This window comes from Virgibacillus halodenitrificans JCM 12304, from assembly GCF_001310895.1.
GTDB lineage: Bacteria > Bacillota > Bacilli > Bacillales > Amphibacillaceae > Virgibacillus_Q > Virgibacillus_Q halodenitrificans.
This window is the reverse complement of the sequence record NZ_BAZS01000024.1, coordinates 49,836-64,155: the sequence shown is the minus strand read 5'-3', so window position 1 is coordinate 64,155 and position 14,320 is coordinate 49,836. Positions and strand designations below refer to the sequence as shown.

The following is a 14,320-nucleotide window of genomic DNA, read 5'->3' as shown; positions in this document are numbered from 1 at the left end:
TGGCAATTTACGCAGCCTCTATATTCTTAGTTACGTCGCAGTATATCTATTTTCTGCATCATCGTATAACCTGAACATATATATTAAAATCTATTGTCACTATTATTTCACAACGAAAAAACTACTCCATAAAACGAGGAGTAGTTTCAATTGTAATAAAATATTAGGTTTGAGGCTTTTCTTTGTATTCGCAATTTGTACATTGGATTTGTGTTTCTTTTTTGCTCTTCTTCTCTACTAACAATGCGTCACACTTTGGACAAGGTCTTGATATTGGCTTATCCCACGAAATAAAATCGCATTCAGGATAACGATCACAACCATAGAAAACTCTCCGTTTTTTTGTTTTCCTTTCGACCACGTTACCTTTTTTACACTTGGGACATGTTACTCCTATTTCTTTAAGTATAGGCTTCGTGTTTCGGCATTCCGGGAAATTTGAACAAGCTAAGAACTTTCCATATCGTCCCATTTTATAAACCATTTCATGTCCGCAATTTTCACAGTCAATGCCGGCTGGTTCATCACGAATCTCTACTTTTTCCATTTCCTTTTCTGCTATTTCCAGTCTTTTTTCAAAATCCTGATAAAATTCATCAATAATTTTTACCCATTCTGTTTTCCCTTCCTCAATAGCGTCCAAATCGCCTTCCATTTTGGCTGTAAAGGCTGCATCAATAATCTCGGGGAAAAATTCGTCAACTAGTTCAAGGACAATGGTCCCTAATTCAGTTGGGATAAACCGTTTATTATCAATAGTAACATAACCTCTTCGTTGAATGGTATCTAAGGTTGGTGCATACGTTGAAGGTCTGCCAATTCCTAATTCTTCCATGGTACGTACTAATCTTGCTTCTGTATATCTTGGAGGTGGCTGTGTAAAATGTTGATTTGGATTTATTTCTTTGGCGTTTACTTCCATACCTTCTTTTAAATCTGGCAAATATTTATCGTCCTCTTTTTTCTGGTCATCATTGCCTTCAACATAGACTTTCATAAACCCTTTAAATTTGATTTTAGATCCAGTAGCTCTAAACTCGATTCCATTGTTTATTAAATGGACTGTCATAGTGTCTAGTATTGCTGGTGCCATTTGACTCGCTAAAAATCTTTCCCATATTAATTTATATAAACGCAATTGATCCCTTGAGAGAATTGCTTTCATTGTTTTAGGGTCCCGTAAAACTGAAGTTGGTCGAATAGCTTCATGCGCATCCTGGGCGCCTTCCTTCTGTTTTGCTTGCTTTAAATTCCCCAGGTAATCTTTCCCATAAGAATCTTCAATATACCCTTTTGCTTCTTGTACAGCTGTAGCTGAAATTCTGGTAGAATCTGTTCTCATGTATGTTATAAGACCTGTTATCCCGCCGGCTTTCTTTCCCAAATCTATTCCTTCATACAACTGCTGAGCAACCATCATTGTTTTTTTAGCTTTGAAATTTAGTTTACGAGCAGCTTCCTGTTGTAAAGAGGATGTTGTAAATGGTTTTGCAGGATTACGTTTTCTTTCTCTTTTATTTACTTTATCGATACTAAATCTTTTACTATCCAATCCAGTAATAATTTTCTTGACATATTCTTCTGTTTTAAGTGCTTGCTTTTTCCCTTCGATACCATAAAAAGAACCTTCGAAGCTTTCTTTATCCTTTTCGAATAAACCTTCAATGGACCAATATTCTTCAGGTTTAAAGTTTTCGATCTCTTTTTCCCGATCGATAATCATTTTTAATGCTACAGATTGGACACGACCAGCACTTAGGCCTTTCTTTACCTTCTTCCATAGTAGTGGACTTATGTTGTAACCCACTAAACGGTCAAGAATTCTTCTTGCCTGCTGTGCATCTACTAAATCTGTGTCTATCGTACGTGGATGTTTAAAAGACTCTTTAATTGCATCTTTGGTGATTTCATTAAATACAACCCGACATTCTGATTTTTCATCTACATTTAATATATGTGCGAGATGCCAAGCAATGGCCTCTCCTTCTCTATCCGGGTCAGCTGCAAGATATATTTTCTTTGCCTTTTTGGCTGCAGCCCGTAAATCTTTTAATACATCACCTTTTCCCCGTATAGTAATGTACTTTGGTTTAAATTGATCCTCTATATCAACACCCATTTGACTTTTTGGAAGATCACGGACATGGCCCATGGATGCTTTTACTTTATATTTTTCCCCTAAATATCGTTCAATTGTTTTAGCTTTTGCTGGTGATTCTACGATTACTAGATAATCTGACATTGTATTTCCTCCCAAAATGCACTTGCAAATAATAAATGGAAATCTTCACTAATAGTAAATATATACTTCACTTTTGTCAAACATACGGTAAATTTTTATTTTATAGGTGGGAGAATTTACTTTGAGGATTTGTTGACTGAAGATTAGATAGATTATGTCCATGTTCGTACCATTCCTCGATAATATCTTGCGGACTCTTAACAAGCATAGCTCCTTCTTGAATCATTTTATGGCATCCTTCCGTTTGAGGTATAAAAGGTGAGCCCGGAACAGCAAACACTTCTCTCCCCTGCTCAAGAGCCTGATCCACGGTGATTAGAGTGCCACTCCTTTCTTTTGCTTCAATTACAAGTGTACCAAAACTAAGTCCACTGATAATACGGTTTCTTTCCGGAAAATGGTATCTTTGCGGAGGCATATGTGGGGGATACTCAGATAAAACAAGACCTCGTTTTGTGATATCGTTAAATAAAGGAATGTTATGCCGTGGGTAAATATGTTTGAATCCACCTCCTAAAACGGCTATTGTTTTTCCGTTATTATTTAAAGAGAGATAATGTGCATGACTATCTATTCCTGCAGCCATACCACTAATAATAATCCAACCAAGCTCTATTAATTCTTCTAGCATCCATTTTGTTTTATTTTTTCCTTCTATAGATGGATGTCTTGTGCCTACTACACTTAAAGAGGGTGTTTGGTGTAAAAGGGTAACATCCCCAACCGCATACAGCACGAGTGGGGCATCAGGAATGTGTTTTAATAATGGAGGATAGACTTTATCAAATATGGTTAGGATATTATATTCTTTTAAATAGACTGTGAGTTGGTTAAAAATTGAGTTACTTCGAAGATCATTGTAAAAATAATTACTAGCCTTCGGAGTCAACGCGTAGTGTTGAGCTAAAGCAGCAGGAGAGAGATGATAGATGTTATTCAAATGAGGATCCTTTCTTAAAACATTGCGGATAAAGCGTCGTGTTGAACCTCTACATAAGGCAATATGAATTAATCTTTTACGAATGGAATTCAGTTAAATCCCTTCCTTCCTAGTAATAGTATAATAACAGGAACCTGTCAAAGTATCTTCCAGGTTCCTGTTTATAATGAATTTATTAATGAGTTTTACATTTTTCTTTTAAACCATTTTCTTCTAGTGCTTTTATCATTGTTTCACCCATAACAGCAGGAGTTTGAGCTACTTTTATGCCACATTCATTCATGACACGAATTTTTTCATCAGCAGTTCCTTTTCCTCCAGAAATAATAGCACCGGCATGTCCCATACGTTTTCCTGGAGGTGCAGTAGCTCCACCGATAAAGCCGACTACAGGCTTCTTCATATTTGCTTTCACCCATTCAGCCGCCTCTTCTTCTGCAGTACCGCCGATTTCTCCGATCATAATTACTGCTTCTGTTTCAGGGTCCTCATTAAAGGCTTGTAAAACATCAATAAAGTTAGTTCCGTTTACTGGATCTCCACCAATTCCTACTGCTGTAGACTGGCCGTAACCTGCTTCAGATAATTGATGCACAGCTTCATAAGTAAGTGTTCCTGAACGAGAAACTACGCCAATATGTCCTTTTTTATGAATATATCCAGGCATAATACCTATTTTACACTCTTCTGGTGTAATAACACCAGGACAGTTAGGACCAACAAGACGTGTTTTCTTGCCTTCCATATAACGTTTAACTTTTACCATATCCATGACAGGAATATGTTCCGTAATGCAGATTGCAAGATCTAATTCTGCATCCACCGCTTCCATGATTGCATCTGCAGCAAAAGGTGCAGGTACATATATAACGGATGCAGTAGCACCAGTCTGATCAACTGCCTCTTTAACTGTATTAAAAACGGGTACTCCTTCTACTTCAGTACCGCCTTTTTTAGGAGTAACTCCACCAACAATCTTGGTTCCATACTCGAGCATTTGCTTTGTATGGAATTTTGCTGTTCCACCTGTAATACCTTGGACAATTACTTTTGTATCTTTATTTACATATACACTCATTTTCGTCCGTCCTTTCTACATGATCTTATTCCGAATAAAATTACTACTTAACCATGGAAACTATTTTTTCAGCACCATCAGCCATCGAACCTGCAGATGTGATATTCAAACCAGACTCTTCAAGGATTTTCTTCCCTAATTCCACGTTTGTTCCTTCTAAACGGACTACTAATGGAATTTCAAGACCAACTTGTTTAGTCGCTTCCACAACACCTTCGGCGATTACATCACACTTCATAATACCACCAAAGATATTAACAAAAATCCCTTTTACGTTGGAATCGGATAGAATAATTTTAAATGCCTCTGTTACCTTTTCAGCAGTAGCACCGCCCCCAACATCAAGGAAGTTTGCCGGATCTCCGCCATAATGTTTGATAATATCCATCGTGGACATCGCAAGACCAGCACCATTTACCATACAGCCAATATTACCATCTAGAGAAATATAGCTCAGGTCATATTTTGATGCTTCGATTTCCTTTTCATCTTCTTCGTCAAGATCACGTAATTCCATTACATCCTTCTGACGGAACAACGCATTGTCATCAAAGTTTAACTTTGCATCTAATGCAAGAACTTCCCCATCACCAGTAGTAACTAATGGATTAATTTCAGCAATTGAGCAATCCTTTTCCACAAATGCAGTGTAAAGGCTTGACATAAATTTAACAGCTTTACCGATTAGTTCATCAGGAATATTAATATTAAAAGCTAGTCTTCGAGCTTGATAGCCTGATAGGCCTACTACAGGATCAATAACTTCTTTAAAAATCTTTTCTGGAGTAGCTTCAGCGACTTCTTCAATTTCTGTTCCGCCTTCTTCTGAAGCCATCATAACAACGCGGGAAGTGGCACGATCAAGAACCACACCTACGTAATATTCTTTTTTAATATCACAGCCTTCTTCGATAAGAAGTCTCTTTACCTCTTTACCTTCTGGCCCCGTTTGATGTGTTACCAACGTTTTACCAAGTATTTCATCAGCGTATGTACGCACTTCGTCCAAGTTTTTAGCAATTTTTACACCGCCAGCCTTTCCTCGGCCGCCAGCATGGATTTGAGCTTTAACTACAGTAACGCCACTTCCTAGTTTTTTTGCAGCTTCTACAGCTTCATCAACTGTATATGCAACATGCCCATTAGGAACGTTCACGCCATAGTTTCGCAAGATATCTTTCCCTTGATATTCATGAATGTTCATCCTTAATCCTCCCATCAAAATTCACTGCATTTCTATTGTATTAAAAAACAACAAATTTCACAAGAATAAGGGAAATTTGTTGTCACAGAATTGTTATTGTTTTTCGGTATGATTAAGATTTTTATCCGTATGGTAAATAAAAGCAAAGACTTCTGCTACTGCCTGATACAACTCCTCAGGGATTTTTTCATTTATATTAAGTTCTGCTAGAAGCTCAACAAGAGATGGATCTTCGAGCACTGGGATGTTATTTTCTTTTGCTTTATTAATTATATTCTCAGCTGTCAGACCTTTTCCTGATGCAGAAACTACAGGTGCTGTCTGATTGCTCTGATCATATTTAAGCGCGGCTGCCTTTTGCACATGCTTGTTCATACCCTATAGTCCACCCCTTTGTATGGATTTGTATTAACGCTATGATCAGCTTTTTCAAGCTCTTTTATATTGCCGTCCTTTAGTTGTATATGTGTAAGGTTATAATCTAGCTCTGTGAGCTTATTCTTTAAAACTGCCTTCAAGCTCTCAGGTAGATACTTAAGATGCCCTGATTGATTAAAAACTGTAAGATTAATATTTCTCTTTTGGATATTCATGTCGATAATTGTATTTTTAATATTCGCAAGCTCCAAATAAAAAACGATATGACAATAATCCGGGTCAATTTCCCCATTATCTTTTCTTTTGCCTTTAAAATCAAGTTCAAGATCATTTTTTAAGCCAATTTTTTCACCTGGTAATAGAAGATTAGCTGCTATCCCACTAGAAGTATCCATTACTGAATTCAGCTGTATTCCATTAATATAATGAAGGAGCTTTTGACTCTGCTCTGAGATAGAACCATCATTATTGGAAAGTATTTGTATTAATAATTGCTTTACAGTTATCTCATTAGTTAGCCCTTTTGATATATTGTGCTCGTCGTTCAAACCAATATGATTCAATTGGTGATTGAGATGCAATAAGAATTGCTCTTTAGGTGAGGATAGAGAAAAATTACGGTCCTTATTTATCCTTCCTAATAATCTTGTAGCTATGGAATACAAGTTTTCGTCGGACAAACTTTCTATAAATGCGAAGACGCGGTCTAATGAGACTGTATTATTTTTCAAATATGTTGTAATATATTGCTTTTGTTCAACCGTCAATAGTGGGGAGATTTTATCATTAATCTGTTGCCTTAGCTGTGCAAATAGTTGTGTCGGTAGCTGTTCTATAGATGGAGAAAGTGTTTTCCAAAAAGATATCATTTTTTTGGCTTCCTCCATTAATATCATTTTATTCTCAACCATTTTTGTTAGCTGAGAAGGTAAATTACCCATCAACTCTGGTCGTAAATTGCTTAGGGCTGCCCCCATTTCACTTGATAAGGCTGAATTAGGATTAGTTTTATTTACTTGTGCCATCAAGTTTTCTTGCTCAGTACTACGTATTCCTCCCCCACTCATACCAGTAAAACGAAAAAACCTGTCCATGTCATAACCTGCTACTTTCATTTCATTGTATAGTTGCCTGCTAACAATATTTTCTATACCTCGCGGACGTTGTAACAGATCATGTAATTGATCATGTAATACTCGGTGGTCGCCATTGTTTTGTAACTGGTTATATAAGGCTTTTAACTCTTCGTTTAGTGAAATGGAACCAAACCTCGTTTCAAAAGCTGCGTAGGTTGAAGTAGTTAAAGGGATTTTCCCTTCGATCATCTGCACTAGTATGCGAATGGCATCGGTTTTATTTTTTGTAGCCCCTAATAGCTGGAGTGCTTTTACTAATTGGTGTTTATCAAAAGGGATTTTTTTGTTAATTAATTCATCTACAAGAGTAGTGGAATATTTAGTTACCTTTAGACCTAAATGATTTATCAGCTCATCTATATTTTCTTTTCCCTTACTTTTGCTTATCTTTCCCAACACCTTTAATCGTACCATTTGGTCTGTAGAGGTTACTAAAAAATGATACCTTCCTCCAATTGTTAAGGAAGCTTCTAATTGAGCATTCATCCTTTTATTACCAAGCTGGATTAAAGCTTTATTATCAGGAAATATTTTCAAAATATGACCTTTTAGAATCTGACCAGACTGTAGCTTAGGTTGATTGGATATTATTTTGGCAGAATGATATCCATTTATTTTAAATGCATCCAATCAGAGAACCTCCTTGTAAATTATATTAAATCTTTTATTGGAGCAAATGATTTTCTATGGTACGGCGTTATACCAAATTCATCTATAGAAGCAAGGTGCTCCTTTGTTCCATAACCCATATTTGTAGCAAACTTGTACACAGGGTATTCTTTATGTAAATCCTTCATAATACGATCTCGAGTTACTTTGGCCAGCACACTCGCTGCTGCAATTGATATGCTTTTTGTATCCCCTTTTATGAGAGATTCTGATGGACATGATAAACCTTTCAGTTCAACTGCATCTATTAAAACGTAATCAGCATTTGGCTGAAGCTTATTAATTGCTTCGTTCATAGCTGTTTTTGTTGCCTCAAATATATTTATTGCATCAATTTGTTTACTATTAATAATGGAAATACCGTAACTGATTGCTTTCTCTGTTATAATTGAATAAAAACTATTTCTTTGGCTTTCGTTTAATTGCTTCGAATCGTTCAATCCAGGTAATTTAAACTCTTGTGGGAGAATTACTGCGGCAGCAACTACAGGGCCAGCTAAAGGCCCTCTTCCTGCCTCGTCCACGCCAGCAATTAATTGATATCCTTCTTTATAACATTTATTTTCATATGTACTCATTTTCAAAAAGGCTTCTTCCAACTCTCTCTCTTTTCGTTTTTTATTTTCAAACCGATTTAAAAGTTGCTGCACGCCTTTTCGCTCATCATTTTTCAGAGCTAAAAATAATTCTTCACTGATCTCTCCTGTATCAAATAAATTTCTTATTTCCTTAATTGATTGTTTTTCCACTGGCTCCCCATACCTTCCTCTATCTATTTATATCGGCAATTTATTCTATTTGTTTATGACCGGCCATAATAACAGTTTAATAAAATTACTTGTATACATTATTGTAGTAAAATAGAAAAGCCGAACTGATTCGAATTTCAATTAGAAAGTTCGAATAATCGTTCGGCTAAAACATTATTCCACCAATTCCCTTGAATCCTCCGGAGATTCCAAAGTAATTCTTCCAAGCCTGCCTGTTCTTAGATCACGAAGTACAAGGTCGGACACTTTTTGAAGATTAACATTTCCTCCGCTCTCTAGGGCTCCTCTATTCTTGCCTATCGATTCAAAAATATGCAGCATATCTGTTGTTTCACCGGCAAGATCATACCTTTGCTCTAGTAAACCAGGGTAATGTATTTGCATATATTTTATAACAAACACAACAATATCCTGTAAAGAGAGTAATTGATCTTTAATTGTTCCAATAGCGGCTAGTCGGTATCCGACAGTTTCATCTTCAAATTTAGGCCATAGTATACCTGGAGTATCTAGCAGTTCAAAGTCTTTTTTTACTTTTATCCAAAGCTGTTGTTTGGTTACACCGGGACGGTCGCCAGTCTTGGCAATTTTTTTGTTCGCAAGCCGATTTATCAGAGTGGACTTACCTACGTTGGGAATCCCGATAATCATCGCCCGCGCAGGTCTTGGTTGTATTCCTTTTTTCTTAAGTTTTTCCATTTTTTCTTTTCCTAGCTCTTTAGCTAATTGAATTACTTTGTTTATATCAGCTTTTTCATTTACATTTACTGCTAAAGAGGGTATGGATTGACTTTGAAAATAATTTATCCAGTTTTCCGTTTCCTTCTGATCAGCTAAATCCCTCTTCATTAAGACAACCATTTTCGGTTTATTTTGCAAAACCTGTTGCAACATAGGATTTTGTGATGATAGTGGAGCACGAGCATCAACTAATTCCATTACAAAGTCAACTAACTTTAATTTCTCTTCAACTTCACGTTTTGCTTTTGCCATATGGCCTGGAAACCATTGTATTGTCATATTTATTACCTACTCTCCTAATGTCTGTATCCTCTGAAAAGGCCAATATATAATACTTGTTCTTCCAACAAGCTCATCAACTGGAATAACACCGAGCATTCGGCTATCTGTAGAATTACCTCGGTTATCCCCTAATACAAGCACATGGCCTTCAGGGATCACTTCATGATTGCCAGGAAGCTCCTCCAATGTAAAGTCACTGGTGAGAATTTGATATGATTTCATGTCTTTTTTTTGTTCGCTTAAAAAAGGCTCTTCCACTAAGTCCCCGTCAATATAAAGATTGTTATCACTAACTTCGACATGTTCTCCAGGTAAACCGATGACCCTTTTAATAAAATCTTTTTCCTCCGAAGCATGAAATACAACTACATCAAATCGTTCTGGCTCGTGTAAACGATATACAAACTTATTTACAATCATTTGATCACGGTCGTGTAAGGTCGGCAACATCGAGGGTCCGTCTACCACAATAGGAGCGAAAAAAAACATACGCACGATAAATGCTAACCCAAATGCTATTAATAAAGCTTTTAACCAATCAAACCACTCATTTTTCTTTTTAGCCATGGCGCTTCCTCCGAATTTCTTCTTCCTCTATTGTATCCTTATTTACTTTTCTATAAAAGCAAAAAGGAGCTTGTACATAAGACAAGCTCCTTTCCAAGTTTTTATTATCTGCGTTCTTTAATACGTGCTGCTTTACCACGTAGATTACGTAGATAGTAAAGTTTAGCACGACGTACAATACCACGACGAGAAACTTCAATCTTATCGATACGAGGTGAATGTACTGGGAATGTACGTTCAACACCTACGCCATAAGAAAGTTTTCTTACTGTAAATGTTTCGCTGATTCCACCGTTTTGGCGCTTAATAACAACACCTTCGAATACCTGAATACGCTCACGAGTTCCTTCTACAACTTTAACGTGAACTTTTACAGTGTCACCCGGGCGGAAATCAGGATGATCTGTACGAAGCTGTTCCTTCGTAATATCTTCGATTAATTTTTGCATCCTGTTCACTCCTTCCAAACCAATGCTCATATCTCAATAAGTGACAGCGGAACATCGTTTATGCGGCTTAAATAACTCTTTAAGCACATCATATAATATACCATAACAAGAAAAATAGATCAATAATAATTAAGAATTATTTTTCCTCACTCATTACCTCTTCTAATAAAACGTTGTCTTCTTCCGTTAAGCACGTTTCATCAATTAAATCTCTTCTGCGTTGATAGGTTCTTTTTAATGATTCTTTTCTTCGCCATGTCTCTATCTTGGCATGATCTCCTGAAAGTAGTATTGGGGGCACCGATAACCCACGAAAGTTTGCAGGTCTTGTGTAATGAGGATATTCTAATAATCCTGTGGAAAAAGAATCTTCGGGAGCAGATTGCTTATTCCCCAATACATCTGGAAGCAGCCGAACAACACTATCAATAACTACCATAGCTCCAAGCTCTCCCCCGGTTAGGATATAATCACCAATAGAAATCTCATCTGTCACCAAATGTTCTCTGATCCTTTCATCATACCCTTCATAATGCCCACAAATAAATATTAGATGTTCCTCTTCTGAAAGCTCCTCCGCCTTTTTTTGAGTGTAAGCTTCCCCTTGTGGACACATTAAAATAATGCGCGGTTCTTTTGTGGAATTCGTCTGTTTCTTTGCACAATCAACCGCATCAAAAATAGGCTGGGGTGTTAACACCATTCCGGCGCCACCGCCATATGGATAATCATCTACTTTTTGATGCTTATTCTCCGTAAAATCACGAAAATTAATTAAATCATAACTGTATTTATTTTTCTCATGTGCTTTATTTAATATGGATGACTGGAACATCCCTGTCAACATTTCCGGGAACAGTGTCAAGACATCTATATGCATCTTAATCAAGCAACCCTTCCATCGGCTTAATCACAACTTTTTTTTCCTGAGTATCTACTTCCTTAACCACTTCTTCTATATATGGAATAAGCAAATCTTTTTGACCAGCACGTTGGACAACCCAAACATCATTGGCTCCAGGAGAAAGTATCTCTTTAATCTTTCCTATTTCTTCATTTTCTTCGGAAAATACGGTGCAGCCAATAATTTCGTGATAATAGAATTCATTCTCTTCCAGTTCAGTAAGCTGATCTTCTGTTATTTCTAAAGATGCTCCTTTAAAGCCTTCAACGTCGTTTATAGAGTCATAACCCTCAAAAACAAGTAAATCAAATCCCTTGTGTATACGGTGCGATTTAATTACTACTGGAAGTGGTTCTTTATTTTCTTTGATCACATAAACTGTATTTCCCTTATTAAAACGTTCTTCAAAGTCACTTATCCGAACCACTTTGATTTCCCCGCGTATTCCGTGGGTATTTACTATTTTACCTATTTTGTACATTATCTTATTCATGCTTTCACCTACTAACTATTCATCTATTCGAACGACAGTTTCGTCCTTAATTATAATTGCTTTTTCTTTTATTGGTTCATTCCAATCCATACCTACAGAAACCTCAACAAGAGCTTCAACTTGGTCTTCTATAATCTCACTACCCATTTCAAGCATATCCAATTGCTCAATTTTAAAGTCTGCTAACTTTATTTTTTCTTTTCGATTTTTTATCTCTTGTTGAAAACGTTGACTAATATCTTGTTTGGATACCCCTGGTTTATTTTGTAGCTTTCTTTGTTCAAAAAGCAGTTGTTGACACTCTTGTTCAAGCCGCATTTTATGGCTTGTAAAGTTGTTCTTTAACTTTTCTTTACTTCTCTCTGTTACAATTTGTTTAATCAGGACTTTTTGGATAATTTTCACGTAATTTCCTCACTCTCACAAGTAATACAACTACCAGAGATGTAGAAAAAGGGAAAGGTATCCCCCTTCCCCTTCACATAATATCAAGATAAATACGTTTTCCACTATCCGTCTTTGCAGCATAAACTACAGTACGGATTGCCTTTGCAATACGTCCATTTTTGCCAATCACCTTGCCTACATCCTCTTGATTTACAGAAAGGTGATAAACTACTTTTTCATTCTCTTCGGTCTCTGTCACCACGATATCTTCGGGATGATCAACGAGAGAAGTAACAATAGTTTCAATTAGGGCTTTCATGATATATCACACTACTTTACTATTGATTTTTCTGTTCGTGGAATTTCTTCATGATGCCTTCTTTTGAGAAAAGATTGCGAACTGTATCACTTGGCTTAGCACCTTTTGTCATCCAATCCAATGCTTTTTCTTCATCTATTTTAACTTCAATTGGATTAACTACTGGGTTGTATGTCCCGATTTGCTCAATCTGACGTCCATCACGAGGAGAACGTGAATCAGCTACAACGATACGGTAAAATGGATTTCTTTTTGAACCCATACGTTTCAAACGAATTTTAACAGCCATGATTTGCACCTCCAAATTTAAATGTCTCACACAAGATTAAATTCTAACAGAAAGTAATTTGTCTGTAAAGTGTTTTTACATTACATTATAATTTTATTCTAATACCAACATTTCATTTTGCTATCTTACATAAACGGGAAATTTAATCCTTTGCCTTTTTTCCCCTTTTGCATATTTGTCATTTGTTTCATCATTTTCTTCATTTCTTCAAATTGCTTTAACAAACGGTTTACTTGGGAAACCGAAGTCCCCGATCCTTTAGCAATCCTTTTCTTGCGACTAGCGTTCATAATACTTGGGTCTTTACGCTCTTTTTTTGTCATTGATTGAATGATTGCTTCCACATGTGAAAGTTGCTTTTCATCAATTTGGGCGTTTTTAAGACCTTTCATTTTATTAGCACCTGGAATCATAGACATTAACTCATCTAACGGGCCCATGTTTTTTACTTGACCCATTTGCTCGAGAAAATCATCGAAAGTGAAGGACATCGTCCGCATTTTTTCTTCTAATTCCTTTGCCTGTTTCTCATCCACATTTGTCTGAGCTTTTTCAATCAAAGAAAGGACGTCACCCATACCTAAAATCCTTGATGCCATACGGTCTGGATGGAATGCCTCGAGTTGGTCCAGTTTTTCTCCCATACCAGCAAATTTAATTGGTTTGTCCGTGACTGCTTTTATGGAAAGAGCAGCCCCTCCACGAGTGTCGCCATCAAGCTTCGTTAACACCACACCAGAAATATCCAATTGATCATTAAAGCTCTCAGCGACGTTTACTGCGTCTTGCCCTGTCATAGCATCCACAACTAAAAATATTTCATCAGGTTTTACAGTTGATTTAATTTGCTGTAATTCATCCATGAGGTCATTATCAACATGCAAACGACCAGCTGTATCAATAATTACATAATCCCGATGTTCTTCCTTTGCCTTTTCAATAGATTGTTTGGCAATATCTACTGGATTCGCATCAGTTCCCATAGAGAATACAGGCATATCAAGCTGTTCACCTAATGTCTCCAATTGATTTATCGCTGCAGGTCGGTATACATCACATGCCACCAATAACGGAGATCTATTATGCTTTTTTCGCAAGAGATTAGCCAGTTTGCCAGATGTAGTTGTTTTACCTGCACCTTGTAAACCAACCATCATAATCACTGTAGGCGAGCGGTCAGCAACAGCTATTTTACTTTGCTCTCCCCCCATTAACTCACGTAATTCATCCTGAACAACCTTAATAACCTGTTGACCAGGAGTTAAGCTTTCCATCACTTCTTGACCAATAGCCCGTTCTTTAATTCTTTTAATTAAATCTTTAACCACTTTAAAGTTTACATCAGCCTCTAACAAGGCAAGACGAACTTCTCTTGTCATTTCCTTTACGTCTTGTTCAGATACCTTCCCTTTACCAGTGATCTTCTTAATTGTACTCTGTAAACGGTCGGCCAATCCTTCAAATGCCATAGA

Annotated in this window: 16 protein-coding genes; all 16 read right to left on the bottom strand. The window is 36.7% G+C overall.

Annotation, left to right across the window (positions count from 1 at the left end):
- Positions 1-163: 163 nt before the first annotated feature.
- Positions 164-2,242 (bottom strand): type I DNA topoisomerase, encoded by a 2,079-nt coding sequence (gene topA, locus JCM12304_RS12975; RefSeq protein WP_060680821.1) that lies wholly within the window; start codon positions 2,240-2,242, stop codon positions 164-166.
- 100 nt (positions 2,243-2,342) lie between these two features.
- Positions 2,343-3,182, bottom strand: a complete 840-nt coding sequence (dprA, locus tag JCM12304_RS12970; protein ID WP_231478610.1) for a DNA-processing protein DprA — start codon at positions 3,180-3,182, stop codon at positions 2,343-2,345.
- Positions 3,183-3,357: 175 nt separating this feature from the next.
- Positions 3,358-4,260, bottom strand: a complete 903-nt coding sequence (gene sucD / locus JCM12304_RS12965) for a succinate--CoA ligase subunit alpha (RefSeq protein WP_040955681.1) — start codon at positions 4,258-4,260, stop codon at positions 3,358-3,360.
- 43 nt (positions 4,261-4,303) lie between these two features.
- Positions 4,304-5,464 carry an ADP-forming succinate--CoA ligase subunit beta gene (sucC, locus tag JCM12304_RS12960; protein ID WP_060680819.1) on the bottom strand — a complete coding sequence of 387 codons (1,161 nt, stop codon included), beginning with the start codon at positions 5,462-5,464 and terminating at the stop codon, positions 4,304-4,306.
- A gap of 93 nt (positions 5,465-5,557) precedes the next feature.
- Positions 5,558-5,839 (bottom strand): EscU/YscU/HrcU family type III secretion system export apparatus switch protein, encoded by a 282-nt coding sequence (locus JCM12304_RS12955; protein WP_019376486.1) that lies wholly within the window; start codon positions 5,837-5,839, stop codon positions 5,558-5,560.
- Entirely contained in the window at positions 5,836-7,608 is a 1,773-nt protein-coding gene (locus JCM12304_RS12950; protein WP_060680817.1) for a TP0910 N-terminal domain-containing protein, read from the bottom strand. Before JCM12304_RS12950 ends, JCM12304_RS12955 begins: the two co-directional genes overlap by 4 nt.
- 20 nt (positions 7,609-7,628) lie before the next feature.
- On the bottom strand, positions 7,629-8,396 hold the full coding sequence (gene rnhB, locus JCM12304_RS12945) for a ribonuclease HII (protein ID WP_060680815.1): 768 nt from the start codon (positions 8,394-8,396) through the stop codon (positions 7,629-7,631).
- A 174-nt stretch (positions 8,397-8,570) separates the two neighbouring features.
- Positions 8,571-9,437: a ribosome biogenesis GTPase YlqF gene (gene ylqF, locus JCM12304_RS12940; RefSeq protein WP_019376489.1), complete on the bottom strand. Its 867-nt coding sequence runs from the start codon at positions 9,435-9,437 to the stop codon at positions 8,571-8,573.
- Positions 9,438-9,446: 9 nt separating this feature from the next.
- Positions 9,447-10,007 carry a signal peptidase I gene (gene lepB / locus JCM12304_RS12935; RefSeq protein WP_019376490.1) on the bottom strand — a complete coding sequence of 187 codons (561 nt, stop codon included), beginning with the start codon at positions 10,005-10,007 and terminating at the stop codon, positions 9,447-9,449.
- A gap of 104 nt (positions 10,008-10,111) precedes the next feature.
- Positions 10,112-10,456 carry a 50S ribosomal protein L19 gene (gene rplS / locus JCM12304_RS12930; RefSeq protein WP_019376491.1) on the bottom strand — a complete coding sequence of 115 codons (345 nt, stop codon included), beginning with the start codon at positions 10,454-10,456 and terminating at the stop codon, positions 10,112-10,114.
- A 136-nt stretch (positions 10,457-10,592) separates the two neighbouring features.
- Complete coding sequence (trmD, locus tag JCM12304_RS12925) at positions 10,593-11,336, bottom strand: tRNA (guanosine(37)-N1)-methyltransferase TrmD (RefSeq protein WP_060680825.1); 744 nt, start codon at positions 11,334-11,336, stop codon at positions 10,593-10,595.
- A gap of 1 nt (position 11,337) precedes the next feature.
- Positions 11,338-11,853 carry a ribosome maturation factor RimM gene (gene rimM / locus JCM12304_RS12920; protein ID WP_019376493.1) on the bottom strand — a complete coding sequence of 172 codons (516 nt, stop codon included), beginning with the start codon at positions 11,851-11,853 and terminating at the stop codon, positions 11,338-11,340.
- Between the two features lie 15 nt (positions 11,854-11,868).
- Positions 11,869-12,258, bottom strand: coding sequence for a YlqD family protein (locus tag JCM12304_RS12915; protein ID WP_019376494.1), 390 nt, complete (start codon positions 12,256-12,258; stop codon positions 11,869-11,871).
- Positions 12,259-12,331: 73 nt separating this feature from the next.
- Complete coding sequence (locus tag JCM12304_RS12910; RefSeq protein ID WP_019376495.1) at positions 12,332-12,559, bottom strand: KH domain-containing protein; 228 nt, start codon at positions 12,557-12,559, stop codon at positions 12,332-12,334.
- 19 nt (positions 12,560-12,578) lie between these two features.
- Positions 12,579-12,848, bottom strand: a complete 270-nt coding sequence (rpsP, locus tag JCM12304_RS12905; RefSeq protein ID WP_019376496.1) for a 30S ribosomal protein S16 — start codon at positions 12,846-12,848, stop codon at positions 12,579-12,581.
- 125 nt (positions 12,849-12,973) lie between these two features.
- The gene (gene ffh, locus JCM12304_RS12900; RefSeq protein WP_019376497.1) at positions 12,974-14,317 is read right to left on the bottom strand and encodes a signal recognition particle protein; all 1,344 of its coding nucleotides are present in this window, start codon (positions 14,315-14,317) and stop codon (positions 12,974-12,976) included.
- Positions 14,318-14,320: the final 3 nt, after the last annotated feature.

What these genes read in the sequence shown, in the direction of transcription:
- lepB (WP_019376490.1), bottom strand. Translation starts at nt 10,007, where the DNA reads ATGGCTAAAAAGAAAAATGAGTGGTTTGATTGGTTAAAAGCTTTATTA.
- rpsP (WP_019376496.1), bottom strand. Translation starts at nt 12,848, where the DNA reads ATGGCTGTTAAAATTCGTTTGAAACGTATGGGTTCAAAAAGAAATCCA.
- sucD (WP_040955681.1), bottom strand. Translation starts at nt 4,260, where the DNA reads ATGAGTGTATATGTAAATAAAGATACAAAAGTAATTGTCCAAGGTATT.
- ylqF (WP_019376489.1), bottom strand. Translation starts at nt 9,437, where the DNA reads ATGACAATACAATGGTTTCCAGGCCATATGGCAAAAGCAAAACGTGAA.
- ffh (WP_019376497.1), bottom strand. Translation starts at nt 14,317, where the DNA reads ATGGCATTTGAAGGATTGGCCGACCGTTTACAGAGTACAATTAAGAAG.
- sucC (WP_060680819.1), bottom strand. Translation starts at nt 5,464, where the DNA reads ATGAACATTCATGAATATCAAGGGAAAGATATCTTGCGAAACTATGGC.
- rimM (WP_019376493.1), bottom strand. Translation starts at nt 11,853, where the DNA reads ATGAATAAGATAATGTACAAAATAGGTAAAATAGTAAATACCCACGGA.
- topA (WP_060680821.1), bottom strand. Translation starts at nt 2,242, where the DNA reads ATGTCAGATTATCTAGTAATCGTAGAATCACCAGCAAAAGCTAAAACA.
- JCM12304_RS12955 (WP_019376486.1), bottom strand. Translation starts at nt 5,839, where the DNA reads ATGAACAAGCATGTGCAAAAGGCAGCCGCGCTTAAATATGATCAGAGC.
- trmD (WP_060680825.1), bottom strand. Translation starts at nt 11,336, where the DNA reads ATGCATATAGATGTCTTGACACTGTTCCCGGAAATGTTGACAGGGATG.
- JCM12304_RS12910 (WP_019376495.1), bottom strand. Translation starts at nt 12,559, where the DNA reads ATGAAAGCCCTAATTGAAACTATTGTTACTTCTCTCGTTGATCATCCC.
- rplS (WP_019376491.1), bottom strand. Translation starts at nt 10,456, where the DNA reads ATGCAAAAATTAATCGAAGATATTACGAAGGAACAGCTTCGTACAGAT.